General features: G+C 69.4%; 24 protein-coding genes. 10 read left to right on the plus strand and 14 right to left on the minus strand.

Translation table 11 applies throughout. The features are described from left to right. Nucleotides 1-22: 22 nt before the first annotated feature. From Aco04nite_RS15000 to folP, 6 genes are all read right to left on the minus strand, one after another. On the minus strand, nucleotides 23-307 hold the full coding sequence (locus tag Aco04nite_RS15000) for a hypothetical protein (RefSeq protein WP_212997843.1): 285 nt from the start codon (nucleotides 305-307) through the stop codon (nucleotides 23-25). A gap of 28 nt (nucleotides 308-335) precedes the next feature. Then, entirely contained in the window at nucleotides 336-1,598 is a 1,263-nt protein-coding gene (locus Aco04nite_RS15005; RefSeq protein WP_212997844.1) for an ABC transporter permease, read from the minus strand. A gap of 74 nt (nucleotides 1,599-1,672) precedes the next feature. Next, nucleotides 1,673-2,194, minus strand: a complete 522-nt coding sequence (locus Aco04nite_RS15010) for a DUF3180 domain-containing protein (RefSeq protein ID WP_212997845.1) — start codon at nucleotides 2,192-2,194, stop codon at nucleotides 1,673-1,675. Further along, entirely contained in the window at nucleotides 2,191-2,709 is a 519-nt protein-coding gene (gene folK / locus Aco04nite_RS15015) for a 2-amino-4-hydroxy-6-hydroxymethyldihydropteridine diphosphokinase (RefSeq protein ID WP_212997846.1), read from the minus strand. Before folK ends, Aco04nite_RS15010 begins: the two co-directional genes overlap by 4 nt. Further along, on the minus strand, nucleotides 2,706-3,065 hold the full coding sequence (gene folB / locus Aco04nite_RS15020; RefSeq protein WP_212997847.1) for a dihydroneopterin aldolase: 360 nt from the start codon (nucleotides 3,063-3,065) through the stop codon (nucleotides 2,706-2,708). The genes folK and folB overlap by 4 nt, the downstream gene beginning before the upstream one ends. Beyond that, nucleotides 3,062-3,883, minus strand: a complete 822-nt coding sequence (folP, locus tag Aco04nite_RS15025; RefSeq protein WP_212997948.1) for a dihydropteroate synthase — start codon at nucleotides 3,881-3,883, stop codon at nucleotides 3,062-3,064. Before folP ends, folB begins: the two co-directional genes overlap by 4 nt. Nucleotides 3,884-4,268: 385 nt before the next feature. Between folP and Aco04nite_RS15030 the strand changes: the two genes are divergently transcribed. Genes Aco04nite_RS15030 through Aco04nite_RS15060 form a run of 7 tightly spaced genes read left to right on the plus strand, consistent with a single transcriptional unit; the run spans nucleotide 4,269 to nucleotide 12,741 of the window. Next, nucleotides 4,269-4,562 (plus strand): hypothetical protein, encoded by a 294-nt coding sequence (locus Aco04nite_RS15030; RefSeq protein WP_203842857.1) that lies wholly within the window; start codon nucleotides 4,269-4,271, stop codon nucleotides 4,560-4,562. 13 nt (nucleotides 4,563-4,575) lie between these two features. Further along, nucleotides 4,576-4,938, plus strand: a complete 363-nt coding sequence (locus tag Aco04nite_RS15035) for a hypothetical protein (RefSeq protein ID WP_203842856.1) — start codon at nucleotides 4,576-4,578, stop codon at nucleotides 4,936-4,938. Nucleotides 4,939-4,981: 43 nt separating this feature from the next. Then, the gene (locus Aco04nite_RS15040) at nucleotides 4,982-8,449 is read left to right on the plus strand and encodes an ATP-binding protein (protein WP_212997848.1); all 3,468 of its coding nucleotides are present in this window, start codon (nucleotides 4,982-4,984) and stop codon (nucleotides 8,447-8,449) included. A 1-nt stretch (nucleotide 8,450) separates the two neighbouring features. Then, nucleotides 8,451-10,442 carry an MFS transporter gene (locus Aco04nite_RS15045; RefSeq protein WP_212997849.1) on the plus strand — a complete coding sequence of 664 codons (1,992 nt, stop codon included), beginning with the start codon at nucleotides 8,451-8,453 and terminating at the stop codon, nucleotides 10,440-10,442. Nucleotides 10,443-10,448: 6 nt separating this feature from the next. Beyond that, nucleotides 10,449-10,997, plus strand: a complete 549-nt coding sequence (locus Aco04nite_RS15050) for a hypothetical protein (protein ID WP_212997850.1) — start codon at nucleotides 10,449-10,451, stop codon at nucleotides 10,995-10,997. Further along, nucleotides 10,994-12,133: a M23 family metallopeptidase gene (locus Aco04nite_RS15055; RefSeq protein ID WP_212997851.1), complete on the plus strand. Its 1,140-nt coding sequence runs from the start codon at nucleotides 10,994-10,996 to the stop codon at nucleotides 12,131-12,133. The genes Aco04nite_RS15050 and Aco04nite_RS15055 overlap by 4 nt, the downstream gene beginning before the upstream one ends. A gap of 11 nt (nucleotides 12,134-12,144) precedes the next feature. Continuing rightward, nucleotides 12,145-12,741 carry a hypothetical protein gene (locus tag Aco04nite_RS15060; RefSeq protein ID WP_212997852.1) on the plus strand — a complete coding sequence of 199 codons (597 nt, stop codon included), beginning with the start codon at nucleotides 12,145-12,147 and terminating at the stop codon, nucleotides 12,739-12,741. A gap of 1 nt (nucleotide 12,742) precedes the next feature. On the opposite strand, the gene Aco04nite_RS15065 is transcribed toward Aco04nite_RS15060, so the two are convergent. Continuing rightward, nucleotides 12,743-13,261 carry a hypothetical protein gene (locus Aco04nite_RS15065; protein ID WP_212997853.1) on the minus strand — a complete coding sequence of 173 codons (519 nt, stop codon included), beginning with the start codon at nucleotides 13,259-13,261 and terminating at the stop codon, nucleotides 12,743-12,745. Between the two features lie 170 nt (nucleotides 13,262-13,431). On the opposite strand from Aco04nite_RS15065, the gene Aco04nite_RS15070 reads away from it, so the two are divergent. The 3 genes from Aco04nite_RS15070 to Aco04nite_RS15080 are packed head-to-tail and all read left to right on the plus strand — an operon-like array spanning nucleotide 13,432 to nucleotide 16,915. Further along, on the plus strand, nucleotides 13,432-16,008 hold the full coding sequence (locus tag Aco04nite_RS15070; RefSeq protein ID WP_212997854.1) for an FtsK/SpoIIIE domain-containing protein: 2,577 nt from the start codon (nucleotides 13,432-13,434) through the stop codon (nucleotides 16,006-16,008). Beyond that, nucleotides 16,005-16,643, plus strand: coding sequence for a hypothetical protein (locus Aco04nite_RS15075; protein ID WP_212997855.1), 639 nt, complete (start codon nucleotides 16,005-16,007; stop codon nucleotides 16,641-16,643). The genes Aco04nite_RS15070 and Aco04nite_RS15075 overlap by 4 nt, the downstream gene beginning before the upstream one ends. Nucleotides 16,644-16,654: 11 nt before the next feature. Continuing rightward, on the plus strand, nucleotides 16,655-16,915 hold the full coding sequence (locus Aco04nite_RS15080; RefSeq protein ID WP_203842847.1) for a hypothetical protein: 261 nt from the start codon (nucleotides 16,655-16,657) through the stop codon (nucleotides 16,913-16,915). On the opposite strand, the gene Aco04nite_RS15085 is transcribed toward Aco04nite_RS15080, so the two are convergent. The 7 genes from Aco04nite_RS15085 to dacB form a co-directional block, all read right to left on the minus strand. Next, entirely contained in the window at nucleotides 16,912-17,319 is a 408-nt protein-coding gene (locus tag Aco04nite_RS15085; protein WP_212997856.1) for a RidA family protein, read from the minus strand. The genes Aco04nite_RS15080 and Aco04nite_RS15085 overlap by 4 nt on opposite strands. A 4-nt stretch (nucleotides 17,320-17,323) precedes the next feature. After that, the gene (gene folE / locus Aco04nite_RS15090; protein WP_203842886.1) at nucleotides 17,324-17,998 is read right to left on the minus strand and encodes a GTP cyclohydrolase I FolE; all 675 of its coding nucleotides are present in this window, start codon (nucleotides 17,996-17,998) and stop codon (nucleotides 17,324-17,326) included. After that, the gene (gene ftsH, locus Aco04nite_RS15095) at nucleotides 17,995-20,034 is read right to left on the minus strand and encodes an ATP-dependent zinc metalloprotease FtsH (protein WP_212997857.1); all 2,040 of its coding nucleotides are present in this window, start codon (nucleotides 20,032-20,034) and stop codon (nucleotides 17,995-17,997) included. Before ftsH ends, folE begins: the two co-directional genes overlap by 4 nt. 396 nt (nucleotides 20,035-20,430) lie before the next feature. Beyond that, on the minus strand, nucleotides 20,431-21,006 hold the full coding sequence (gene hpt, locus Aco04nite_RS15100) for a hypoxanthine phosphoribosyltransferase (RefSeq protein WP_212997858.1): 576 nt from the start codon (nucleotides 21,004-21,006) through the stop codon (nucleotides 20,431-20,433). 127 nt (nucleotides 21,007-21,133) lie between these two features. After that, nucleotides 21,134-22,135: a tRNA lysidine(34) synthetase TilS gene (gene tilS / locus Aco04nite_RS15105; protein WP_212997859.1), complete on the minus strand. Its 1,002-nt coding sequence runs from the start codon at nucleotides 22,133-22,135 to the stop codon at nucleotides 21,134-21,136. A gap of 3 nt (nucleotides 22,136-22,138) precedes the next feature. After that, entirely contained in the window at nucleotides 22,139-23,197 is a 1,059-nt protein-coding gene (locus tag Aco04nite_RS15110) for a zinc-dependent metalloprotease (RefSeq protein WP_212997860.1), read from the minus strand. A 49-nt stretch (nucleotides 23,198-23,246) separates the two neighbouring features. Further along, nucleotides 23,247-24,983, minus strand: coding sequence for a D-alanyl-D-alanine carboxypeptidase/D-alanyl-D-alanine endopeptidase (gene dacB / locus Aco04nite_RS15115; RefSeq protein WP_212997861.1), 1,737 nt, complete (start codon nucleotides 24,981-24,983; stop codon nucleotides 23,247-23,249). Nucleotides 24,984-25,633 lie beyond the last annotated feature (650 nt).

Here is a 25,633-nt window from a genome sequence, read left to right on the forward strand (position 1 = left end):
ACGTGCACCAATGCCCCAGAAGCTAATGCTTCTGGAGATAATCGATGAAAGCGGCGCGAAGTAGCGGCTCCTGCTCCCCGTACCCGTGTCCGGTCAGTTCACGCCAAAGTGCCACGGCTTCTTCGATGGTCGGGCCGACGGTGTTGGGCGCGCCGTCCAGCGAGGCGGCCTCGTCGGAGTCGGGCAGGTGTTTGAACACCGACCAGAAGAAGCTCAGGTCGTGGCGCTCCCGGGCCTTCGCGAAGGCGCGCTCGCGCAGCTCCTCAGTGGGCAGGGAATCCAGCTCGGCGAAGGTCGCGTCGGTCATGGAGCCAGCATAGGGCGGCCGCCCGCACTCAGCGGCCGGTGCCCCAGGGACCTAGATCCCATTGTTCGTTCGCCCGGGGCTGCTGCGGTGCGGCGGCCGACGGTGTCCACGTCTCGGGCAGGTCCGGCGACCATCCCGTGCCGGTGGTGGGCGCGGCGTTCCAGTCCTCGTCGGTGCCCTCCGGCACCGTGCGCCCGTACGTCTCGACGAGCCGGGTCACCAGCAGACCGGCACCGATCGTGGCGGCCCCGATCGCGAACAGGGCGATGTCGAAGTTGCGCCGGTCGGCGTAGTCGAGGAAGAGCGCGATCCCGGCCACTGCCAGCAGCGTGCCGAAGATTCCGCCGCGCCGGCCGTACGCGCTGGTCCCGGCGAGCAGCGCCGCACCGAACGCGATGCCCGTCCACTCCAAACCGGTGCCGGGCACGATCGGCCCGGTCGACTTCGCGGCCAGCAGTATGCCGGCGCCGACGGCGAAGACCGAGGAGAGCAGCAGCGAGGCGATGATCGGCAGGGCCGCGATCCCGCCACGCCGCTCCGCCGGGTCGCCGTAGGGGCGCATCCGGCCGACCAGCCGGCGGATCGGGGTGAGGGTGCCGAATGCGCCACCGAGGACGGCGAGCAGCGCGAAGCCACCGAACAGGTAGAAGGCATGGTCGGACGGGTCGTAGGTGCCCTGGACGTTGACCGGGCCGGTGCGCAGCTGGTCGTACACGATGACGCCCATCGCCGCGGCCAGCGTCGCCACCCACCCGGGGATGTGCAGCATCAGCACGAGCAGCGCGACCACCAGAGCGCCACCCGCGGCGATGCCCAGCGCGGGCACCGCGGCCGAGAGCAGGCCCCGGTCACCGTTCTCGGCGTAGTGCAGCGACGCGGCCAGGGCGATCGGCCCGACCGCGAGATTGGGTACGCCGGCCCGCAGCGTCAGCCCCGCCCCCAGGGCCAGCAGGCCGATCGCGGCGCCCGAGATGAGCAGAGTGTCGAGCGCGGGACGCTGCAGCGCGGCCGGGTCGAGGCGGTAGAGCAGGAAAGCGAGCGCGGCCACCGTCAGCAGCAGCACGATCTCCCAGCCGATGTGGACGCCGAGCCGGTCCCGCCCGCCCTCGGGCTCGGGTCGCCGGCCGATCTCCAGCGAGTCGGTGGTCCGCAGACCCGAGGTGTCGTCCGGGTCGAGATCCCGGCGGCGGTTGCGGTAATCCGTGGCCGCCACGCCCGTGCGGTATGCCGAGGGATCGCTCGGCTGATCCCCACCAGCGTTGCGACGGTATGCGGTCTCGTCGTATGCCATCTCGTCCACCTCCTCGCCGCGGCCCAGCATACGGATCCGAGGGGGTTTCGGTTCAAGCTCGAGACCCGGTCACCTCAGGTCAGCTCGGCACGCCTGCCCGAGTCGTCCCCGTTCTTCCGGTCGGGCTCATCGGGAACCCGGCAGGACCGTTCCAGCCAGAGCGCCGCACCCACCAGCGCCAGCGAGGTGACCACCCCGCCGACGGCCGCCGGGATGTCGTTGCGCGCCGCCTCGGTCGACTCCAGCGCGAGCCAGGCCAGCAGCCCCGCGGAGTAGCCCGCGAACAGGGCTCCGCCCAGCGAGGACGCCTTGGCGAGCACCACGAACCGGGCGACCGCGAGCGGGTTGATGCGCCCCGCGCCCGGCTTGTGCTGGATCCGGGCGGCCGTGTTCTGCGCGAGGGCGGCCTCGGCGATCGCGAGAGCGGCGAACACGATGATCGGCATCCAGGGCAGCCGGTAGTCGTGGTCGTAGTAGAGGAAGCTGAGCAGCAGCCAGCCGACCGCGGCGGCGGCCAGGCCGGCGACCAGGAGCGCCGAGATGCTGGTCGGCCGCAACGACGGATCGGGGCCGGCTCCACCGGGGTTGCTGCTCACAACTGAGACTCTAACGGCAGATCCGGGCGGGGGGTCAGCGCGTGCGTGTCGGCGGCGAGCTCCGGGGTGGCCAGCAGGACGGCGACCGGACCGTGGCCGGGCAGCTCCGCGTGCGGATCGATGTCGAGCCACGGCTTGAGCACGAAGGCCCGCTGGTGCGCGCGCGGGTGAGGAAGGGTCAGCTCCGGATCAGCGCTGAGTACGGGCTTGTCGTCGCCGTCCCACACCGCGATCACGTCCACGTCGAGGGTGCGTGGTCCGAAGCGTCGCTCCGGGTCCCGCACGCGTCCCGCAGCGACCTCGAGGCTGTGCGCCCGCTCCAGCCAGGTCCCCGCGTCGGCGGCCGGGTCACTGACGAGCACCGCGGCGTTCAGATAGGCGGGCTGGTCGGCATCGCCCCACGGCGGCGTCTCGTAGACCCCCGAGACAGTCCCGCTAAGAGCAGACAGTGCCTCTTTGAGGTACGCCCACCTGTCGCCGAGGTTGCTCCCGATCGACAACAGCGCCCGCGTCATCGGGTCCTGCGCAGGGTGACCGCCACATCGGCGAACTCGTGCGAGATCGGGGCCTGCGGTTTGTGCACCGTGACCGTGGCGGCGGCGACCCGGTCGTCGACCAGGCACACCGCGACCAGCCGGTCGGCGAGCGTCTCGATGAGGTTCACCGGCTCGCCCGCGATCACCTCGGCGAGGCTCTCGGCCAGCTCGCCGTAGTGGACGGTGTCCGACACGTCGTCGGTCCTGGCCGCCGTGGCGAGGTCGAGCTCGAGGTCCACGTCGATCACGAAATCCTGCCCGTCGCGGCGCTCGAAGTCGAAGACGCCATGGTGGCCGCGGACCCGGAGCCCGCGTAGCTGGATCAGATCACTCATGCCGCTTCTCCTCCAGTACGCAGACGCGGGCTACCTGTGGCCCGCCAGACGGCGAGAGCGTCGACGGTGGCGCGGACGTCATGGACCCGTACGCCCCAGGCGCCGGCGGCGACCGCGAGCACCGACGTGGCGACCGTTGCCGCCTCCCGGCCCTCCACGGGGCGCGGCTCGCCCTCCGGCCCGGACAGCAGCCGGCCCAGGTACGTCTTGCGCGAGGCGGCGAAGAGCACCGGGAACCCGAGATCCACCATTTTGTCCAAGTGTGCGCTCAGCGCCCAGTTGTGTTCGGCCTTCTTGGCGAAGCCCAGCCCCGGATCGAGGATCAGCCGCCCGGGGTCCACGCCGGCGGCGACCGCCTCGTCCACCCGCTGGAGCAGCTCGGCCTGCACCTCGGCCACCACATCGCCGTAGACGGCGAGGTCGGCCATCCGGTTCGAGTGGCCGCGCCAGTGCATCAGGATCCACGGGCAACCCGCCTCCGCGACCACCGCGGCCATGCCCGGGTCGGCGAGCCCGCCGGAGACGTCGTTGATCACCGAGACACCGGCATCGAGCGCGGCGGCTGCCACCGCGGCCCGGGTCGTATCGATACTGATCGGCACCCCGGCGGCGACGAGCTCCTTGATCACCGGGAGAACTCGATCGATCTCGGTCGCCGCGTCCACCCTCCCGGCGCCCGGACGGGTGGATTCACCGCCGACGTCCACAAGATTGGCACCCGCACGCCGCAGTGCCACACCGTGTTCGACCGCGGCATCGATGTCGGCAAACCGACCGCCGTCCGAGAACGAGTCCGGGGTCACGTTGAGGACGCCCATCACGACCGGGTGATCTTGCCGGAAAAGCAGGTCGCCGCTGACCTGGGCAGTCGTAGCGCTACGGGTCGACTCAGTCACGGTACGACCGTACCGGGCGCTGGTCTTTCGAACACGTGTACGATAGAACATGACTCACGTTCAGTCACGTCTTTACCTTGGGTAACGAATCAGGCAGCTTGTAGGTAAGAAGTACGGCCCGTACTCTTCGGAGCTAGGCATCATTAATGAACCGAAGAGAGCAGAGCGGTCGTGTGGAGGACAGCAGTGCCCTTACGGTCTTACTCGACGTGGTGAGCGGGAAGTAGCACCATATGGGCGTCGCCGTCAGGCTTCACTACTGCAGCGTGTCCGGCGCCCTCACGCTGGTCACCCGGGAGGTTTACCGATGATCGCCACAGAGTTCGCCGCACAGGCCGTCACGGCGGTTCAGCACACAGCAGTGCTGGCAGCCGACCCCAAGGGAATCAACACCGAAGGCATCGTCACCTTCTTCGCCAGCAACATCGCGCCGATCCTGCTCGCCGTCCTGGGCATCATCTTCATCGGACGGGCCAGCCGGGGCGAGATCTCCAAGGTGCTGACGAGCTCCGCCATCGCGATCGTGGGCCTCGCCTTCATCGCCGGCGCCGCGACGCTGTTCTTCGTGGGCGACTACCTCATCGACATCATCTTCGGCTGAGGCCCCGGGTCCCATGCGGCTGCGCACAGACGATGACATCTACCGGGCACGCCTTGTCTACCTGGGCCCGCCCGGATACACGCTGCCCATGCACCTGCCGTATGCCCAGTACGGGATGTTCGTCCTGCTGGTCCCGGTCTTCGTGTTCCTGCACTACCTGATCAGCTGGAAGTTCGACGCGTTTCCCGCCTGGGAGATCGCGTTGGCCATGGTGACGACTTCGTACGTCTTCCGTCACGTCGACCCCGACCAGCCGGCTCGCATGGTCATCCGCACCGCCATGACCGACTGGCGGCGCACCCGTGAGCCGTCCGTCGAGCAGCGGGACCCGAGACTTGTCGCCACTCGCATCCGGGTTAGGGAGGAGTTGGTATGACCATTTTTGCCACTCTCGCTGCATGCCCGAACGGGGTCGTCGCATGACCGCTTCCCCACCGCCCGGGTCTTCCCGCGCGGACGCCAATCGTCAGGGCAGACAAGGTAACGTTCCGCGTTCACCTGATTACTCTTCGGATGACAATCCGGAGCAGGTGGCCGGGCCGGGCCACGGTGCGGTCGCGGTCTTCCAGGCGCCCCAGCCGGTGCGTCCCCGCGGCGCCAACGGCAGCCCACCGCCGGTCGACCCGCTGGACATCGACTCGCCCTTCCTCGACCTCTTCGGCGGCACCGCCCCCCGCCAGGCCCCGCCCGGGGACGAGCCCCCGCCGGACGACCCGGACACCGACTTCGACTACGGGTTCGAATTCGAGTCCGAGCCGGACAGCCCGCCGGCGACCGTGGCCGGGCCGGGCTCCGGCTCCGCCCAGGCCGCCAACGGCCAGCCCCTCGTGACCCCGCCGCCGGTCAACCCGCCCACCGCGGACGTGCGGTCGTCGGTCCCGTCGGCCGAGCCCGCCCCGCAGCCCCCGGACGCCCCCGTCTCGCCGTTCCGGCCGGCCCCCACCGGGCCGCGGGCCGACTTCTACGACGAGAACGCCGCTGCGGACAACGACTTCGAGGACTGGCCCGAGTCGGCCACCATCGCGAGCACACCGGTCCAGCCACCACCGCCGGACCACGTGCCGGTTCCTCCCGTGCAGACCCCGCCGTTGTGGCAGCAGGTCGGCGCCCAGCAGCCGCCGATCGCGCCGGGAGTGCACCCGGTTGCGCCCGTCACGGCGTACCAGCCTCCTGCGGTTCTTGAAAACCGTGAGCGGCACGCCGACCTGGCACCGATGCCGGAGAAGGCGCCCGCGCCCCGGCGGGAGAAGGCGCCGGCCCGCAGGAAGAGCCGCAAGAAGGACGAGCTGGAGAACCTGCCGATCAAGGCCTCCCCGCTGCGTCCGCACAAGCTGAAGTTCAGCGACCGCGACCCCAGCATCGAGCTGGAGATCAGCGAGATCGCCGGGCACCTGACCTTCACCCAGAGCACGGTCACCGCCTGGTATTACCTGCCCGAGGTGCGCTGGGCCTTCCGTCCCGACGCCGAGCGCGAAGCCCTGCTCTCCGCGATCTCCGAGCAGTATGCCGGTCTCGCCGGTTTCCGCCTGCACCTGCGCCGCACCAACCGGCCCTTCCCCGCCGACGAGTGGGCCCGCACGGTCGACTCGTTCACCGCGAAACCACTGCCCGACGTCACCGGTGGCACATCGTGGAGCGACCACCTGGTCGCCGCGCAACGCCACCTACTCTCGGTCAACCACGCCGAAGGGCAGACCTACCTCGGCGTCACGTTCGCCCGGCGCTCGCTCGGCGACACGTTCAGCGAGCGCATCCTGCGGATGTTCGGCAAGGGCACCTCCGACGGCGAGCGGCGCAAGCTGGGCCGTACCGTCGAGCAGTTCGACGAGGTGCTCAACGCGTTCGGCATGCGCGGACGCCGGGTCACCCCGCAGGAGCTCGAGTGGCTGCTCTTCCGCTCCGTCGCGCTCTGCATGGCCCCGCCCGGCCCGCTCTCCCCCGTCTCCAACGGGCAGTGGGAGCGCGGCGACCTGCTGGCACTCACCGAGCAGGTCGAGCGTTACCGCACCCCGTACGGCTCCACGGTCAAGCTGGTCAACCGGATGACGGGCGAGGAGCGGCACGTCGCCGTGCTCTCCGTCGGGCGGATGGAGCCGTTGGAGATCCCGGAGAAGCACGAGCCGTGGATGCACTTCCACGAGCGGCTCCCGTGGCCCATGGAGCTGTCGTCCCGCATCGACATCCTCGGCTCCAACAGCTCCTTCAAGAACCTCGAGCACCGGCTGCGGATGATCCGCTCCCAGCAGCTCGACTACGCCGAGCACGGCATCGACGCGCCACCCGAGCTCGAACGCCTCGCCAAGCGCGCTCTGGTGATCGGCGACGAGATGACTACCGGGCTGCCCGTCGAGTCCGCTCGCGCACACGGGTGGCACCGGATCGCGGTCGGTGGGCGTACCCGTGAGGAATGTCTGGAAAGGGCCCGCCGGCTCATCCAGCTCTACTCCCGCGAGTTGCGCATCTCGCTGCAGCACCCCAAGAACCAGGACCAGCTCGCCCGGGAGTTCATCCCCGGCGAGCCGATCGCCAACACCGGATACGTGCGACGGATGCCGGTCAAGCTGCTCGCCGCGGCGCTGCCCCAGGCCGCGTCGACGGTCGGTGACCGGCGCGGTGACCTGATCGGGCGCACGGCGGGCACCTGCCGCAGGCCGGTCTTCCTCGACCTGCACTTCCCGATGGAGGTCCGGGAACGCTCCGGCCTCGGTGTCTTCGTCGCCGAACCCGGTGGTGGCAAGTCGACCCTGATGGGCGCGCTCGGCTATCTCAACGCCCGGCGCGGCGTCCAGGTCACGCTGCTCGACCCGTCCGGCCCGCTCGCCCGGCTGTGCTCGATGCCGGAGCTGCGACCGTACTCCCGCGTGCTCAACCTGACCGGTTCCGAACAGGGCACCCTCGCTCCGTACGCCCTGATCCCGACCCCGGTCCGCACCGAGTTCGCCACCGGCCCCGGCGGCGACCGCGAATACGAGATCGCGGTGTCCAACGCCCGCGCCGAGCGTCGCATGCTGGTCCAGGACATCTGCTCCATGCTGGTCCCGCCGCAGGTCGCCAAGGAAGCCTCCACGGCAACCCTGCTCCGGCACGCGGTCCGCCAGGTCCCGGCCGAGGAGACCTCGACGCTGGACGACGTCGTCGCCACCCTGCAGGGCCTCGACGACGAGGGCAAGGAGCTGGCCAACCTCCTGCTCGACACCGCCGAGATGCCGCTGGCCCTGCTCTTCTTCGGGCGCCCGCCGCAACACCTGCTCGGCGCCGACTCCGCGCTCACCGTCATCACGATGGCGGGTCTGCGCCTGCCCGACCTCAAGATCGAACGCGAATACTGGTCGGCCGAGGAGTCCCTCGCCCTGCCCATGCTCCACACCGCCCATCGCCTCGCGGTCCGGCGCGCCTACGGCGGCTCGATGTCCGCCCGCAAGATGGTCGGCCTGGACGAGGCCCACTTCATGGAGGGATGGCGCTCCGGCCGCTCCTTCCTGGTCCGCCTGGCCCGAGATTCCCGCAAGTGGAACCTCGCCGCCATGGTCGCCTCCCAGAACCCGCGGGACATCCTCGGCCTGGACGTGCAGAACCTGGTCTCCACGGTCTTCGTCGGCCGCATCGCCGAAGACCAGGAAATCGCCTCGGAAGCCCTCCGCCTCCTAAGGGTCCCGGTCCACGACGGCTATGAGGCAACGCTCGCCTCCCTCTCGCAGGCGGATGCATCATCGTCATCCCGCCTCGGCTTCCGAGAGTTCGTGATGCGGGACGTGGACGGCCGCGTCCAGAAGGTCCGGGTCGACGTCTCCTACGTGGATGGCCTCCTCGACCACCTGGACACCACGCCTGCAGCGGCAAAGGCCGCCCCCACGGCCATCCCCAGCCTCTCCGACCTGGAGGTCTGACATGCCCCGCCGGGTCTGCGCAACGCTCATAACAATGGCAATCGCAGTGGTGGCCAGCCTCGCCTGGGCAGTCGCCACCCCCTCCCCGGCGTCAGCGGCCCCCGTCAGAGCACCCGCCGGACTGTGCAGCACCGACGAGTGGAAACAGGACTTCAAGTCCTGCGTGGAGCGGCTCAAGGCCGAGGCCAAGGACACCGCGCAGTGCGTGAAGCCACCCATTCCCAGCACGCCGGACTCCGGGCTCGGCGGGTGGTTCGCGGAACGCCCCGCGTCCTCGACGCTCAACGGGCCGCAGGGCATCTACAGCCAGTACGGATACGCCGGCTACAACTTCATCACGTACGACCTCGAAGGAGGTTGTGCGGCATCGCTGACCGAGCCCGACAGCAAGGTCGAGACGACGATCGCCAACGGCGAGTTCATGATCGCCACCGCGGTGATCGGCGCCTCGAACGCGCTCCGCGAGCGCGCCTGGGACCCGCAGTCGTTGTGGGGCTGGGCCGACACGCTCGTTGATCAGGCCACCAAGGCGGTCTACGAGAAGGTCTTCAGCGTCTTCGGCGTCATCACACTGGCGATCGTGGGTCTCTACCTGATCTGGCGCTCCCAGCAGGCGGACATGGGTGCGGCGACAACCACCGCGGGCTGGGCGATCGTGGTCATGGTCGCGGTCACTGCCATCGCCGCCTGGCCCGTCAAGGCTGCCAACGTTGCAGACGGCACTTTGACCACGACGCTGAGCGTTGTCCACGATGCGGTCGGGCCGCGTGCTCAGGACGGCGATACGACCGCTGGTTGCAAGCTCGGTAAGCCCGACGCCTGTAAAGACAACCGCCCGCCGGCCGTCCGTGCGAGCGATACCTCGACCGAGACCATGCTCTACCGGAACTGGCTGCGTGGAGTCCTCGGGTCGGCTGACAGTGTGACCGCGCAGAAGTACGGCCGGGCCCTCTACGACGCGCGATCGTTCACCTGGGACGAAGCGCAGAAGATGCGGGACAACCCGGAGACCCGCAGTGCGACGACCGACGCCAAGGGCGCGCAGTGGAACCTCGTCGCCGAACAGATCCACACCGAGGATCCCGAAGCCTACGAGTATCTGACCGGCGCCAACGGCATGGACCGGATCGGTGCCGGATTCATCGCGATGCTGGCCTCGGTCATGTTCGCGATGTTCGACCTCACGGCGTCCGTCCTGGTGCTGCTCGGCTTCCTGATCTTCAGGTGGGCCGTGATCGCGGCACCGATCCTGGGCACGGTCGGTCTGCTGCGGCCGGCCAGCTCAGGGATCCGGCGACTCGCCAACGCCGTGGTCGCGGCGGTCTTCAACATCGCGATCTTCGGCACCGGGGCGGCGATCTACCTCTTCGCCGTCGACCTGATCATGAACACCGCGAGCCTTCCCGGCTGGCTGCAGGTCGTACTCGTCTGGCTGTGCGGTGTCGTCGGGTGGTTGCTGCTGCGGCCCTACCGGCGGATCACTCAGCTCGGCGGCAAGGACGGCACCGCCGCGATCACCTCGGCCGGTTCCTGGCACCGGCGCTTCTTCCGAGACATGCGGGAGGCCGCGAAGATCGACGTGGTCGAACCCGGCGGGACCAACGAGCCCCGCTTCAACAGGGGTCGCACCGTTTTCGCCGAGCAGACGAACCTGCGCCCCGAGGCCCGGCTCGAGGATCCGGCCCACTCGGCGGCCGGCCGCCCCGGCCTGGCCGTCGCTCCCGCACCGGTCGCGGCCGGCAGAACGCCGATCACCCGGTCGGAGGGCAACGAATCGGTCCGCGAGGAAGCATCGCCGTCCGCTGACCGCTCGCCCGCGCCCGTCGGTGGCGGTGCGCCGCCGACCCGGTCGCGCCGATCCGCCTCGACCTGGACCGATCCCGACGTCTCCGACGGGGCCTCGTCCTACGCGATCTACCGACCGGCGACCGGCAGCACGACCCGCGAGCCGGCGGCCCCGGCCACGCCCCGGATCCGCACCGAGGCCCGGTGACCTGCCGTGCCCCCGATCCTGGAACGTGGCCTCACCGGACTCTTCCGGTCGCGCTGGGGCGTCGCGTTTGTCATCGCCCTGCTCGTCCTCGCGGTAGTGGGGATCGGCCGGCTCTTCGCCGATGAGGACAGCGAGCGGCCGCTGCTCGATCCGGTGGCGCCGGCCACGACCGTCAGCGTCGATCCCAGCCACGAGGACGGGGTCGTGCTGGACGACGACCCGCCGGCGACACCCAAGACGAGTCCGGGCACGGCTCAGCCCGAAGCTGTCGCGTACGCGTTCGCCTCGGCCTGGGTCGACCACAAGAGCGTCTCCCCCAAGGCCTGGCACGACGGCATCATGCCCAACGCCACCAAGAATCTCTCCGACGAGCTCGACGGCGTCGATCCCGCCGACGTCCCCGCGGACCGGGTGGTGGGGCAACCGAAGCTGACGCCGGTCGGCGACGGGCTGGTCAATGCGATCGTCACCGTGGACACGGGCACGCTGACGCTGCAGCTCGTGGCGCCCGACGGGCGGTGGCTGGTCGACGGTGTCGACTGGGACGGCTCATGATGCGCTGGCGGCCCCGGCGGGCCGCACTCCTGATCGCCCTGGTGTCCACGCTCGCCCTGCTCTGCTGTGGCGGCAGCGTCACCGCACTCCTGCTCGGCGACCTGAGCGGGAAAGGCGAGGATCTCAAGCTGTACACCACCGGCTGCGGAACCGGCGGGCCCGTCGACCCCGATGCCAAGTTGCCGAGCCTGCGGCACTACGGCGCGTCGCAGATGCGGAACGCCGCCGTCATCATCAACGTGGGCGCCAATCTGAAGTTGCCGCCCCGGGCCTGGGTGATCGCGATCGCCACGGCCATGCAGGAGTCGCGCCTGTCGAACCTCGGCAACCTGGGCAAGAGGAACGACCATGACTCGCTGGGCATCTTCCAGCAGCGGCCCAGCAGCGGCTGGGGAACCCCCGCCCAGGTCACCGACCCGGTGTACGCGTCGACCAAGTTCTACGACAAGCTCAAGACCATCGACGGCTGGGAGACGATGCCGCTCACCGAGGCGGCTCAGCGCGTGCAGATCAGCGCCTACCCCGATGCGTACGCGAAGCATGAGCTCGTCGCCACGCAGATCGTCAACCTGCTCGCCGACGGAGCGGCCAACGCCGTCGGCAATTCGCTCAAGATGGTGTGCGCCTCCGCCGAGGATGTCGCCGCTTCCGGCTGGACGAACCCGCTGGCGGTGAAGGGACCGGACGCCCACAAGTGGAACGTCGGCTCGGGGTTCCGCACCTCGGACCGCCCGACCCACCAGGGTGTGGACCTGATCGTGGAGACGGGTACGCCGATCCGCTCGGTGGCCAGCGGCGTGGTCTCGCGGATCAAGTGCGACGAGACCTTCACCGGCAAGAAGGACTGCGACCGGCCCGGCTACTCCGGTAAGGGCGGCTGTGGCTGGATGCTGGAGATCCGGCATGCTGGCAACATCATGACTCGTTACTGCCACCTGGTTCAGCGGCCCAGCCTCAAGGCCGGCCAGCGCGTCGCCGCCGGGCAGGTCGTCGCCCTCAGCGGCACGAGCGGCAACTCCTCCGGCCCGCACCTGCACTTCGAGGTCCACCTCAACAACGACCGGTCGAGCAAGAGCGCGGTTGACCCGGTGCAGTTCATGGCACAGCGCGGAGCGCCGCTGGGCGGCTCGCAGTGACGGGCGGAGCGATGCCGGACCCGTTCGCCGGTCATTCGGACTGGGCGCCGGACCCGCCGCGCCCGGTCGTGCCGACACCGGCCACGATGGGTGGCCAGCTCCGCGGGCGCCGGGTGCTGATCGGCCTGCCGGGTCACGGCTGGCGCTCGGACCTGCGCGCGGACGAAAAAGTGGTGCAGGGCAGCCGTACCTATGTGCCGGTCATGCCGGAGGCGGAGTGGTATCGCGCGGAGGCCGAGCAGACCGAGGTCTTTGCTCCGCTGGTGCCGGTGGAGCGCGTCTGGGTGGAGGAGCTCGGGATGGCCGGGTTCGGGGCGGCGAAGAAGCCCTCCGACGTGATGTCCCGCCTGGTTTCGCTGGACGACCCGCCGCGCCGCAACCCGACGGCCGCACTCGACACCGACACCCTCACTGGCCGTCGCGTAGTGCAACTACTCGAGGACGGCGGCGAGCGCCGCGACCTACGCGCAGTGACGGAGCTCCACACCAGCGACGCCGGCGACATCTGCGCCCGCGTAGCGACCGAACTGGACTGGTATCGCTGGGCCTGGAGCGGCAAAGCCCCTCGAACCCTCGAGGTGCCCGTTCAGCTGCTCTGGCTCGAGTAGGTCAGGCCACCGGCAGCGCGCCACAGACGCGCCAGCCGTCGTCGTCGATCATGGGAAATTGCCAGCGATCCGTCGTTCGTTCGCTGCCGTCGGAGATCATGCGGCGAATGTCAGTAGTTACCGTGGTCTTCCCGTTATCGGAGGAAACCGTGAGGCTCGTCCAATCAGCCCGGATTCCTATGGAGAACCTCTGCTCGCGGCTCTGGATGTCCGTACGGAAAGCTTCCAGCCGGGACAGGTCCAGCCCTGACTTGCAGGTATAGAGCGAGGCTTCTTGATCGTCACGGTTGACGAGGTATGCGCGGAGGAAGCTGTCGACCACCGCGTCGGGGGCCTTTCGCTCGATTTTGGTGGCTTCGTCGTAGAAGGAGACGAAGACGCCGACTCCACCGAGGCACAGCAGGGCCATGATCCCGCCGGCGAGGGCGACGATCAGGCGTACCCGCCGATTTTTGGGCTTGGGGGGCGCAGCGGCCGGAGGCGGGACCGCCGGCTGGGCGGGTGGGTTCGAGGGCTGCACCCTTACCAGGTTAGTGGTTTCCCCTGTGGACGCGAGTCCGGTCGGCGGGAGGGGGCGCCCCGCGCGTCACCCCGTTGACCCCGCACTGGGAAGATTGACCAACGGCTGCGCGTCGCTATTTCGTGGGCTGGCGCAGGGTACGGTTTGAGCGCACATATGGAGGTGGGGCGGTGGAGCCGACGGGGCGCATCGGTCAGGCCGCTGCCCTGCACCGCCAGGCGGAGGCCACCGTCGCGGCGGCCGCTGCCGCTCTGGAGACCCAGGCGTTGCCGGCTGCGGATTCGTTGGAGCAGTTCCGGCTCGCTGAGGAGATGCGGGCGGCTGCGGGTGAGCTGGCTCCCGGTTGGCTGGGTGCTCCGCTGGATGCGCTGGCTGCCAATACGCCGCTCGGGGGTTCGCTTCCGCCGCAGTTCGTGCGGCTGGGGGTGGCGCAGCCGCTTGATGACGTCCGCTTTCCCGCGATTGTCCCGCTTCTCGGCACGGGTCATCTGACCGTCGACGCCGACGCGCGGGATCCCCGGGTTGCGGGGCTGCTGCGTTGTCTGATGCTGCGGCTGCTGGCCGCGGCGCCGGCGGGGTCTTTGCTGGTCCGTGCCGTTGACGGCACGGGCGGCGGCAGCGTTTTCGCGCCTTTCGGTGTGCTCGCCGACGCCGGTCTGATGTCGCCACCCGCCATCGACCGGGCCGGGTTGCGTGACGTGCTCACCGAGGCTGAGAAGTGGCTGCGGCCGGTCCACAAGAACAGGGGCGGCCGACGCGACCGGGTCATGGTGCTCATCCTGGCCAGCCTGCCGGAGCTGACCGAGGGCGCTGATCTGGTGCGGATCGCCGCGCTGGCGCAGCAGGGGCCGGAATCGGGTCTGCACCTGATCGTGGCGGGCTGGCCGCCGCCGCCGTTGACCGCCGAGACCACGCAGCCGCCGTTGCCCCGGACGACACAGGTCTCGCTGCGCAATCCGTATGCCGTGATCGGCAATCCGCCCGGGGCGATGTTCGGTTCGATCCCGGAGGCGGTGTGGCTCAACGCCCCGGTCTTCCTGGACGAGGACCCGCCGCCGCATCTGGTGGATGCCGTCTGCCGCGAGCTGGCCGACCACTCCGCGGCTGCTTCCGAGGTGAGTCTTACCCAGCTGCTGCCCGACGCGGCGGAAGAGTTGTGGTCCGGCGACGCGGCGGACGGGCTCGGCACCACGGTCGGTCATGACGGTGAGACCCCGGTTGTGCTGCGGTTCAACGATCTGACACCACACTGGATGGTGGGCGGGCGGTCCGGCGCCGGCAAGACGGCCTTCCTCATCAACGTTTTGTACGGGCTGTGCGCGCGCTACGGCCCCGATGAGCTGAACCTGTACCTCCTGGACTTCAAGGAAGGCATCTCGTTCGCCGAGTTCGTGCCGACCGCGCGGGACAGGACCTGGTTGCCGCACGCCCGGGCGGTCGGTGTCGAGTCCGACCGGGAGTACGGCCTGGCGGTCCTGCGAGAGCTCGATGCCGAGATGACGCGGCGTTCGGTGGCCTACAAGCGTGCGGGGGTGACCCGGTTCGCGGATCTGCGCTCGGTCGCCGCCGAGGAGGGGCGCGGGAAGCCGATGCCCCGGGTGCTCTGCGTCATCGACGAGTTCCAGGTACTGCTGGCCGGCAACGACCCGATGGCGATCGAGGCGGTGCAGTTGCTGGAGTCGCTGGCGCGTAAGGGCCGCTCGTACGGCATACACCTCATCCTCGCCAGCCAGACCGTCCTGGGCGTCGAGGCGCTGTACGCGAAACGTGACTCCATCTTCGGCCAGTTCCCGGTCCGGGTGGCGCTGCCCGGTGGCGGTGACGTGCTGGAGCCCACGAACGATTCGGCGGCCGGCCTGCCCCTCGGCACCGCCGTCATCAACACCGCTGGTGGCCTCGGTGGCCCCCGGGGTGCGACCCGCGGCCACGAACGCATCGTCCGCTTCCCGGACCCGCACGCCGACCGTGAGGTGCTGGGCGAGTTGCGGCACCGGTTGTGGGCCGCCCGCGATCCGGAGTCGGTGCCACCGCGCATCTTCGCCGGGTACGCCCACCAGCATCTCGCCGACGACCCGACCTACCGCGCCGCGCTGGCGGGCCGGGCCGGGCGCCCGTCCGCGCTGCTCGGCCGGGTCATCGATGTCGGGCTGTCCACTGCCGCGTTCCCGCTGGATGCCTCGCCGGGCCGGCACCTGGCGATCTTCGGGTCGCAGCCGATCGGCGCGGCGGTGCTGGCAGCCGCAGCGCTCAGCGTTGCAGCCTTCCACGCCCCGCGTACGACACGCTTCGTGTTGTCATCCCTGGTAGCCGAGGGTGATGACCTGGTGAAGGAGCTCGCCCTGGAGATCGGCCATCGCCAGGAGGTGACGGTGGTGGACGCCGCCGGTCTGGCCGCTGAGCTCGACCCCGGGCAGCCCGGCTATCGCGTGGTCTTCGGGATGGACGCCGCCGCCCCGGGATCGCTGCCCAAGCTGCGTCAGCTGCTGCGTGAGGGCCCGAGCCGCGACGCGCATCTTCTGTCATGGTGGCGGGGGCTGCGCCGGTTCTCCGAGGAGACGGGCGGCAGCACCGGTCGCGAGGACGTCGCCGGCCTGGTCTTCCTGAACATTCCCGGATCGGATGTGTCGATGCTGCTCGGCAAGCCCGTCGACTGGCAGCCCCGCGAGAACAGGGCGCTGCTGCATGACCGGCACGCCGACCGCACGGTGACGATGGTGCCTTTCGTCCAGCCGGAGGACGAACGATGAGTGACGAGTCCGGCCCCTGGGCGGATTATCTCGGCGCGGCCCGGCGCCTGGATGCGGTGCGCCGGGCGGCCAGTTCCGCCGCGGGTGAACAGGCCGCGACGGTGCAGGCCGCGCATCAGGAGCTGTCCGCCGTACGAGCCAGGTTGGCGCCGCAACGGGCGCGACTGGTGCAGGATCTCGGCGTACCCGAAATGGCACTCTTCCCGCAGCCGGCCGAGCAGGCGCTCGCTGCCCAGACGATGTCGGGTGGTCCCGCGGCGGTTCTCGGTGCGCTGCGGCAGGCCCGTGCGACGGCGGATGCCGCGGACGCCGGGATGCTGGCTCCCGCGCCGGCGTCGCCGCTTCGGCCATGGGCCCGCAACCTCCTGGTGTACGGCCCGTTCGCGGCCGCCGTGCTCATCGTCCAGATCGTGCTCTACGTGGTCGCGCCCTCCGGCTCGTTGCCGACGTACGCGCTGCTCTGCGGTCTGAGCCTGCCCCTGCTGGCTTTCGGGCTGGGCTGGCTCACCATCGGCTTCGTCTACGGCGGGGCCGGGCAGAAGGTCGACCGCACCCCGATCGTCGGGGCGGTCGCGTGCCTGACGCCGGTCCTGCTGACCTGCATGGGTGTCGGCCTTCTAGCGTTCATCCAATAGGGAGGCCGGGCATGGCCAGCGTCGAAGAGGTCAAGGCGAACGTAGCGGCGTCGGTGGACGGCACGCAGCGGGCAGTGACGGGCATCCAGCAGGTGAACGACCAGCTGGAGGACGCGCTGATGCGGCTGCGGATCACCGCGGTGGGGTCGATGCACCCGTCGATCGCGACGGCGATCGCCCACCTGGAGCAGGCCCGCACCCGTCTGGACGAGGCCGGGGTCCTGGCCCGCGCCGCGATGGACAGCGCCGACAACTACCGGATGATCGTCTAACTCTCGGCGAGCGCCGCGGTCAGGTCGATCTCGATGAGCTGGCCGGTGTAGCCGAGCGACGCGACGCCGAGCAGCGTGCTGGCGGCCGTGAAGGCCGGTGCCAGCGGCGACTCGCTGAGCTGGTCCCAGACGCCGGAGAGAACTGCGCTGTCCGGGCTGACGACGTAGACGATCGAGCGGACCACGTCGGCCGGGCGGGCGCCGGCGGCTTCGAGCACCGCGAGACAGTTGGTGATGACCTGCTCGGTCTGGGCCGCGAAGTCGCCCGGGTCACCGACCACCTTGCCCGCGAGGTCCAGCGGGCACTGGCCGGCGAGGTGAGCCAGACGGCCCACGGAGCTGATCGTCACGTGGCTGTAGCCGGACGGCTCGTGCACCGTCGGCGGATTGAACTTCTCAATCATGGATTCACCTGGCGTTGATGAGCATCATGGCTTCGGCACGAACTTTGCCGTCCCGCTGGAAGGCGCCACGTACGGCAGAAGTGACCGTACGCGCGCCGACCTTACGGATGCCACGCATTTCCATGCACAGGTGCTCGCACTCCAGCACGACGATGACGCCGCGCGGGTCGAGCTTCTCCATCAGGAGGTCCGCTATCTGCGAGGTGAGCCGCTCCTGGACCTGCGGCCGCCGGGCGAACACCTCGACCAGCCGGGCGAGCTTGGAGAGGCCGGTGATGCGCCCGTCCGTGCCCGGGATGTAGCCGACGTGGGCCACACCCTTGAACGGCAGCAGGTGGTGCTCGCAGAGGCTCATCAGCTCGATGTCCTTGACGAGCACGAGCTCCTCGTGGTTCGCCTCGAACGTCGTGGTGAGCACCTTCGCGGGGTCGACGCGGAGCCCGGCGAAGAGCTCCGCGTAGGCCCGCGCCACCCTCGCGGGGGTGCGTTGCAGACCGTCACGGTCCGGGTCCTCACCAATAGCGATGAGGATCTCCCGGACCGCTTTCTCGATGCGCGCCAGGTCGACGGTGTTCTCCACCGGTGAACCGGTGACCTTGCCGTCGACCAGACGCGCAGCGAGATAGTCGAGCTCGTCGTCGGAGTCCGCAGGCTCCGTCGCGCTGCCGTCGGTGCTCAGTGCCCCTCCACGGTGCCGTTCGGGTTGAGGTCCGACGTGGTGGCGTTGCTGCTGCCACCGCCGACTGCGACCTGACCGTCAGCCTCGGCCTGCGCCTTGAGCTTCTCGCGCTCGGCCGGGGTGACCACCGGGGGTGCCTCGGAGGGAAGCCGCTTGCCGAAGCCGTTGAACGGCGACATCGGCGCGCGCTTCGCAACCCGGACACAGATCCGGTCCATGTCCTCGCGGGTGATGGTTTCCTTCTCCATCAGCTCGAGGACCATGCTGTCGAGCACATCGCGGTATTCGACCAGGATCTCCCACGCCTCGTCGTGCGCCAGCTCGATGAGCGCGCGCACCTCGGCGTCGATCTCGGCGGCGACCGAGTCGGAGTATCCCCGCTCGTGGCCCATCGAGCGGCCCATGAACGGCTCGTCGTTGTTCGAGCCGTACTTGACCGCACCCAGCTTGGTACTCATGCCGTACTGGGTGACCATCGCACGGGCCAGGGCGGACGCCTTCTCGATGTCGTTGCCGGCGCCGGTGGTGGGCTCGTGGAAGACGAGCTCCTCCGCCGCGCGGCCACCCAGTGCGTAAGCCAGGGTGTCGATCATCTCGGCGCGGGTCTGGGTGTACTTGTCCTCGGTCGGCAGCACCAGCGTGTGGCCCAGCGAGCGGCCACGCGGCAGGATCGTCACCTTGTGCACGGGGGCGGAGTGCGGCAGCGCGTAGGCGACCAGAGCGTGTCCACCCTCGTGGTACGCGGTGATCTTCTTCTCGCTGTCGCTCATGGCCCGGGTGCGCCGCTCGGGACCCGCGATGACCCGGTCGATCGCCTCTTCGAGGAAGTAGTTGGAGATCGCCCGCTTGTCGTTACGGGCGGTCAGCAACGCCGACTCGTTGATGACGTTTGCCAGGTCGGCACCCGAGAAGCCGGGTGTGCGCCGGGCGACCGAGTCCAGGTCGACGTCGGGCGTGAACGGCTTGCCCTTGGCGTGCACCCGCAGGATGGCCTTGCGACCCTCCATGTCCGGGTTGTCGACAGGGATCTGCCGGTCGAACCGGCCCGGGCGCAGCAGCGCCGGGTCGAGGATGTCCGGCCGGTTGGTGGCGGCGATCAGGATCACGCCACCCTTGGTGTCGAAGCCGTCCATCTCGACGAGCAGCTGGTTGAGCGTCTGCTCGCGCTCGTCGTGACCGCCACCCATGCCGGCACCGCGGTGCCGGCCGACGGCGTCGATCTCGTCGACGAAGACGATCGCCGGCGCGTTGGACTTGGCCTGCTCGAAGAGGTCGCGGACCCGGCTCGCGCCGACACCCACGAACATCTCCACGAAGTCGGAGCCCGAGATCGAGTAGAAGGGCACCCCGGCCTCACCGGCGACGGCACGCGCAAGCAGCGTCTTACCGGTGCCTGGCTGGCCGAAGAGGAGCACGCCCTTGGGGATCTTGGCGCCGAGCGCCTGGTACTTGGCCGGGTTCTGGAGGAAGTCCTTGATCTCGTGGAGCTCCTGGACGGCCTCGTCGGCGCCCGCCACATCGGCGAACGTCGTCTTGGGCATGTCCTTGGTCAACATCTTGGCCTTGGACTTGCCGAAGTTGAGGACGCGCGACCCGCCACCCTGCATCTGCGACATGAAGAGCAGCAGCAGGATCACGAGGATCGCGATCGGGAGCAGGTTGACCAGCAGACTGAGCAGAATGCTGTCACCCGAGACGGTGGCGTTGAACGCGCCGGTGATCCGGCCTGCGGTCTTCGCCTCCTGGACGTCGTTCCAGACCTCATCGGTCAGCTCGTAGGGGTACTGGGTCTCGATCTTGTCCGTGGTCTTGCCGTCGAAGCGTTCGGGGGAGGCCAGTTCCAGCTGGAGCGTCTGCTCCTTGTCCTCCTGGATGACCTTCTTGATCCCGGGCTGGTTGAGTCGCTCGAGGACGACGGAAGTATCAACTCGCTGGTAGCTCGGACCACTGGTGAAGAATGAGCTCAGCGCAATCGCACCGATGATCACCAGAATGATCCAGACCACCGGGCGGCGGAAGAAACGCGTACGTTCCATACTGTTGTCGGGCGCTTTGTGCGCCCGGACCCTCCTGATCGGCGTCCTGGTCACCTGGGTGGACATATCCCCATTGCCGACCGCCGATCAGGCGAACGAGCAACGGAGACGCGGCCGGTTCGGGATAACCGCCGAGCCGCGAGCCAAACCCCTCGCGAGGTAACCCGGCGGCCCGTCCGTTACCGGTCCGGCCCCTCCGGCGCTCGTGACACTGCGCCATCGGTCACTCGACCGTACACCGTGGGTGCCTCCTGCGACTCTGTGAGCCCGCCCCACGGAGACGCCCTCGTCACCAACCGTTCCCCTTGTGGGCGCTTAGAAACCGCGCCAAACTCGGACAATACTCCTCAGTTCAGGGCCAGATGGCCCATTCCTGAGAGTCCGCTGGGAGAGCGTTCAGCTACGGGCGTAGACCTCGGGCTTGAGCACCCCGACATACGGCAGCTCGCGGTAGCGCTCGGCGAAGTCCAGGCCGTAACCGACCACGAACTCGCTGGGGATGTCGAAGCCGACATACTTCGTCGGAACCGGCACCTTGACCGCCTCGGGCTTGCGGAACAGGGCCACCACCTCGACACTCTCCGGCGCGCGCGACTTGAGATAGCGCATCAGCCACGAGAGGGTCAGCCCGGAGTCGACGATGTCCTCGACGATGACCACGTGCCGGCCCGAGATGTCGCTGTCCAGGTCCTTGAGGATGCGCACCACCCCGGAGGACGTGGTGCCGGAGCCGTAGGACGAGACGGCCATGAACTCCATCTCGCAAGGGGGGCCCTGCCGGCCCAGTGCACGTGCGAAGTCCGCCATGAACATGACCGCGCCCTTGAGCACACAGACCAGCAGGATGCCGCCTTCGGCGTCCGCGTAGTCCACTGCGACCTGCTTCGCGAGCTCTTCGGTCTTCTCGCGGATCTGCTCCTCGGAGATGATCACGCGGTCGATATCGGCGTCGTACCAGGAGCCGTCTGCCATGCACCTAGCCTGCCGCATGCAGGGTGCAACGCGCGGCCGGGGGCAGCGGTCCACAACGGGACAAGCGCAGGTTATGGGGCGAATCCCCCCGAGACCTCCCTGCCTGGACCACTCACAGTGACCACTCTCACAACCCTATCCGGACAAGGTGCCCGTTTTGTCGGGCCACACCAATCCCTCCGGGTAACACTGTGTGACCTTGGCCGTGCCAGCCGGTGACCAAGGCGTCCAGTGCGGCCACATGACGATGCGAAAGAGCGGACCCCGGCGCCCCCAGCGAGAGGGCCCAGGCATGCAACACACGCCCTCGGATCGCCGGGTTCAAATCCGACAGATCCGAAACACGCAGGCCAACAGCGGAACGAGATGCGAGCAGGGCCGCCCGCGCAAGATCATCAAGAAAGGCAACGTCGGCGGCGACCAGCGAAGCCGTCCGGGCCAGGTTGGCCACGACCCCCGGCCCCAGCGTGGCGGTCAGCGCGGGAAGAGCCGAGGCACGCACCCGCGACCGCGCGTACGCGGGATCGGCATTGTGCGGGTCCTCCCAGGCCACCAGCCCGAGCGCCGCGCACGCTTTGTGCGTGTCGGCCCGGGACACGTCCAGCAACGGCCGGAGAAAGATCCCCCGCCGGCGTGGCATCCCGGCCACCCCCCGCGGCCCGGAACCCCGGGCCATCGCCAGCAACACCGTCTCGGCCTGGTCATCGCGGGTATGCCCCAGCAGCACCGACACCGCCCCGAGCCGCGAAGCCGCAGCGGAGAGCGCTTCGTACCGCGCCTCCCGGGCTGCGGCCTCGGGACCACCTCCACGCCCACCGACCTCGACCGTCGCGACCTCGACCGGATCAAGCCCGGCCGAGCGCGCCCAGTCAGCCACCGCCGAGGCCCGCTCGGCGGACCCCTCCTGCAGCTGGTGGTCGACGGTGACGAGACCGGCCCGCACCTTGAGACGCGCGGCGACGAACGCGGTCGCCGCGGCCAGCGCCAGCGAATCAGCGCCCCCCGAGCACGCGACCAGCACCGGCCCAGGCAGCACCGGCCCACCCAGCGCCGGCCCAGGCTCGCCGGACTTGAGGGCCTGCCGCACCGCGCCGCGGACGTTGGCCACCGGCGCCGGGATCCGGGCCATCGGTTACGAGACCAGACCCACCGGGCCGTGCACCCGCGCCACCCACGCATCGGGGTCGCCCAGCTCCTCGAGCCGGGGCAGGGTCAGGGGCGAGCTGAAGATCTTGTTGAAGCCCTCCATGCCGACCCGTTCGACAACGCCGTGCACAAACTTGCGACCCTCGGCGTACTGACGCATCTTGACCTCGATGCCGAGCAGTCGCCGGATGGCCTTCTCCAGGGGGTTGCCGCCCTCGCGGCGGTGGTTGAACTTCGACCGGATGGACTCGACCGAGGGGATGACGTCGGGCCCGACCCCGTCCATCACGAACTCGGCATGCCCCTCGAGCAGGGTCATCAGCGCGGTGAGCCGGTCCAGGACCGCCTTCTGCGCCGGCGTCTGCACGATGTCGAGCACCGAGGAGCGGCTGTCCGGGTCACGCAGGGCATCGGACATCGAGGCGACACCCCGGCGCATGCGCTCGAGGACGTGCTCGCTGTTCTGCGAGGCGTCGACGAAGGCCTGCACCTCACCGAGGAAGTAACCCCGCATCCACGGCACCGCCTGGAACTGGGTGAGATGGGTGACCTCGTGCAGACAGACCCAGAGCCGGAAATCACGGGAGTCGGCACCGAGCTTGCGCTCGACCTCGACGATGTTGGGCGCGTTGAGCAGCAGCTGCCCCGGCTCGGCGGAGAAGACCTCATACTGCCCGAGCACCCGGCCGGAGAGGTACGCGAGCACCGTGCCGGCCTGCACCCCGGTCACCCGCGACCCGATGGCGTCGGCCACCGGGCTCGGCTGCCGGTCCCCGGAGAGCCGGCTGACCAGCGGAATGATCACCTCTTTGAGCCCGGCGATGTTCACCGCGGCCCAGTCCTTGCGGTCGACGATCCGCACCGGCGGCCCCTCGACCTGCGGGGTCAACCCCGTGTAGGCAGCGACGTGCAGCCGCGCCTCATCGGTGAGCTCACGCAGCTGGGCAACCACCTGCGTCGCTTCCTCGTAGGACACCGCGGGCCCGGACTTCGACAGCGCGCCCGCGGTGGCGGCGGCCAGATCCCAATCAACGAACTGCGCCATGCTGACCACCGTACCCGCGGCGTACCAGCTCCCGACCCTGAGAAATCCCCTACTGGCAGCCGCAGCCGACCAGCGTCGCTGCGATCCTGTCCAGAGCCTGCCGGGCCGCCCCCGACTCCCCGGTCGCATCAGCCATGATCGCGAAGACCAGCAGCCGTCCGTCCCTGGTCATCAGCTCGCCGGAAATCGTATTGACCCCGGTCAGCGATCCCGTCTTGGCCCGGACCACACCCCGCCCGATCTGATTGGGCGCCGGAGTGGCGAACCGCGTCCGCAACGTCCCCGACCAACCGGCCACCGGCAGTCCCCCGAACAAGCTACTAACCTGCGGATTCGTGCCACCGGCCGCCAGCTCGAGAACATCGGTCAGCAACTTCGGGCTGATGCCGTTGTGCCGCGAGAGCCCGCTCGCGTCGTACAGGTTCGCCTCATCCGAGGTGAGCCCCAGCTCATCGAGCTCAGCCAGCATCGCCGCGGCGGCACCCTCGAAAGACGCCTTCTGCCCACCGGCGAGCGCCACCTGCCGAGCCATCGCCTCAGCGAGGACGTTGTCACTCTGCTGCAACATCCAGTCCACGACATGCACCAGCGGCGGCGACTCCACCTTGCCCAGCTCACCGGCAGCAGCCCCCGCTCTACCCCTCTTCACGGCGGAAGCGGGCACACCCAACTGCTTCGCGAAAGCCTTACCAGCAGCCATCGCGGGATCAGCGAACCGAGGATCACCCCCGACCTCGTTGTGCACCGGCTTGACCCGCCCGGCATCGGTCATCAACGCCTGAATGCGCGCAACCTGCCCCCCACCGATCACATCCCCGTCCCACCCCACGGCCGTCTCAGGCCCGGAGTAGAGAGAGGTGTCGATCGTGACCTTGGTAGGAGCCTGCCCCCCGAGCGCCTTCTTCACCTGACCAGCAAGCTTGTCCAGCCGAGCAGCCCCGGGAAACTGCCCGTCAGCCCCGACCGCCAATGTCGGATCACCCCCACCGACCAACACCACCTCACCCGGCGCCACCCCGGCGACAGCCCTGGTCACCAACTGGTAGGCAGGCCCCCGAGCAGCAAGAACAGTCGCAGCGGTCAGCAACTTCGTGGTGGACGCAGGCGTGGTCATCAGGTCAGCGTTCTTCTCGTACAACGAATCGCCCGTAGCCGCATCAACCACCGAAACATTCACCCGGCCACCCAGCGCCGCAGCCTTCGTCAACGGCTCAATCGCCGCCTTCACCCCACCAGCACTGGGCGCACTGCCCCCCACCCCCGCAGCAACCAGCACCGGCGTAGGCGTGGGATCAGGCGTGGGCACCACCGCAGGCACCTCCACCGGCTCCGAAGCCAGCCACCCCTCAACCGGCCCGGGCCGCACCACAAAAACAGCCCCGACCAGCACAATCAACACCACAACCGACAAACCAATATATGTACGCTTCCCAAACAAGCTGGCCGGCTTCGCCGCTGGCGTCCCCCCACCTGAGTAATCCGCCAAGCCTTTGCCGGGCGTTCCGGGCTCAGCTGCCACCACACCGGAAGCCCCCACCGTCCCCTGCCCAACCTGAGCCTGCCCAGCCTGCCCCTGGCCGGCCTGGCCCTGGCCGGCCTGGCCCTGGCCGGCCTGGCCCTCACCCACCTGGCCCTGGCCGACCTGAGCCAGACTGACCTGGGCTCGGCCTACTGGGGCGTGACCGCCAGATGTCACACCCGTCGAAAACTGGCCACCGGACTGCAGCCCGACGGAGGGCTGACCCTCCGACTTGCCTGGAGGCAGACTCTCCTGCCGATCGGACATCGCGACCTCAGTCCGAGCCTCAGAAGGCCCCTGAGCCCAAGGCGACGAAGGCGCCCAGCCCGTCAAGCCAGACTGACCCGACGTCCCACCGTGCACCTGCCCGAGCGCCTCACCCGGCGCACCAGTCCGAACCTGGCCCGGCGTGCCGCCCTGAACCTCGCCCAGCGCACGACTCTGAACCTGGCCCGCCGTGCCGTCCTCCGGCTGACCTGGCCCACCACCCTGCGGCCAGCCCGGCGCATTCACCCGTGCCTGACCCGACGCACCGCTTTGCGTTCGCCCCTGCGCCCCAGCCCGCCCCTGACCCTCCGCCCCAATGTCGGCCTGACCGGGCATACCTGCCTGAGTCCCACCGTGGGCCTGACCCGAGGTACCAGTCGGAATCTGGGCTCCAGGCTGCCCCTGCACCTGGACCGACTGCTGAGGCTGAAGCTGGCCAAGTTGCTGGGCCTGCGAGTTCGGCTGCGCCTGGACAGGCTGCTGAACCCGCGGGTCCGACTGAACCTGTGGGTGCAGCCGAACCTGTGGGCCCGGCTGAGCCTCCGGGCCCGGCTGAGCTTGCGGGCCCGGCTCAACCTGCGGGCTCGGCTGAGCTTGCAGGGGCGACTGAGCTTGCGGACTCGGCTGAGCTTGCGGGCCCGGCTGAGCTT

It is taken from the genome of Winogradskya consettensis (assembly GCF_018332715.1).
GTDB lineage: Bacteria > Actinomycetota > Actinomycetes > Mycobacteriales > Micromonosporaceae > Actinoplanes > Actinoplanes consettensis.

Coding starts and splice junctions, on each gene's coding strand:
- ftsH (WP_212997857.1), bottom strand. CDS start 20,034: ATGGAACGTACGCGTTTCTTCCGCCGCCCGGTGGTCTGGATCATTCTG.
- Aco04nite_RS15005 (WP_212997844.1), bottom strand. CDS start 1,598: ATGGCATACGACGAGACCGCATACCGTCGCAACGCTGGTGGGGATCAG.
- Aco04nite_RS15040 (WP_212997848.1), top strand. CDS start 4,982: ATGACCGCTTCCCCACCGCCCGGGTCTTCCCGCGCGGACGCCAATCGT.
- dacB (WP_212997861.1), bottom strand. CDS start 24,983: ATGTCCGATCGGCAGGAGAGTCTGCCTCCAGGCAAGTCGGAGGGTCAG.
- folK (WP_212997846.1), bottom strand. CDS start 2,709: ATGACGCGGGCGCTGTTGTCGATCGGGAGCAACCTCGGCGACAGGTGG.
- hpt (WP_212997858.1), bottom strand. CDS start 21,006: ATGGCAGACGGCTCCTGGTACGACGCCGATATCGACCGCGTGATCATC.
- Aco04nite_RS15035 (WP_203842856.1), top strand. CDS start 4,576: ATGCGGCTGCGCACAGACGATGACATCTACCGGGCACGCCTTGTCTAC.
- Aco04nite_RS15080 (WP_203842847.1), top strand. CDS start 16,655: ATGGCCAGCGTCGAAGAGGTCAAGGCGAACGTAGCGGCGTCGGTGGAC.
- Aco04nite_RS15085 (WP_212997856.1), bottom strand. CDS start 17,319: ATGATTGAGAAGTTCAATCCGCCGACGGTGCACGAGCCGTCCGGCTAC.
- Aco04nite_RS15110 (WP_212997860.1), bottom strand. CDS start 23,197: ATGGCGCAGTTCGTTGATTGGGATCTGGCCGCCGCCACCGCGGGCGCG.
- folB (WP_212997847.1), bottom strand. CDS start 3,065: ATGAGTGATCTGATCCAGCTACGCGGGCTCCGGGTCCGCGGCCACCAT.
- Aco04nite_RS15060 (WP_212997852.1), top strand. CDS start 12,145: ATGCCGGACCCGTTCGCCGGTCATTCGGACTGGGCGCCGGACCCGCCG.
- Aco04nite_RS15075 (WP_212997855.1), top strand. CDS start 16,005: ATGAGTGACGAGTCCGGCCCCTGGGCGGATTATCTCGGCGCGGCCCGG.
- folP (WP_212997948.1), bottom strand. CDS start 3,883: ATGGGCGTCCTCAACGTGACCCCGGACTCGTTCTCGGACGGCGGTCGG.
- tilS (WP_212997859.1), bottom strand. CDS start 22,135: ATGGCCCGGATCCCGGCGCCGGTGGCCAACGTCCGCGGCGCGGTGCGG.
- Aco04nite_RS15055 (WP_212997851.1), top strand. CDS start 10,994: ATGATGCGCTGGCGGCCCCGGCGGGCCGCACTCCTGATCGCCCTGGTG.
- Aco04nite_RS15045 (WP_212997849.1), top strand. CDS start 8,451: ATGCCCCGCCGGGTCTGCGCAACGCTCATAACAATGGCAATCGCAGTG.
- Aco04nite_RS15000 (WP_212997843.1), bottom strand. CDS start 307: ATGACCGACGCGACCTTCGCCGAGCTGGATTCCCTGCCCACTGAGGAG.
- Aco04nite_RS15030 (WP_203842857.1), top strand. CDS start 4,269: ATGATCGCCACAGAGTTCGCCGCACAGGCCGTCACGGCGGTTCAGCAC.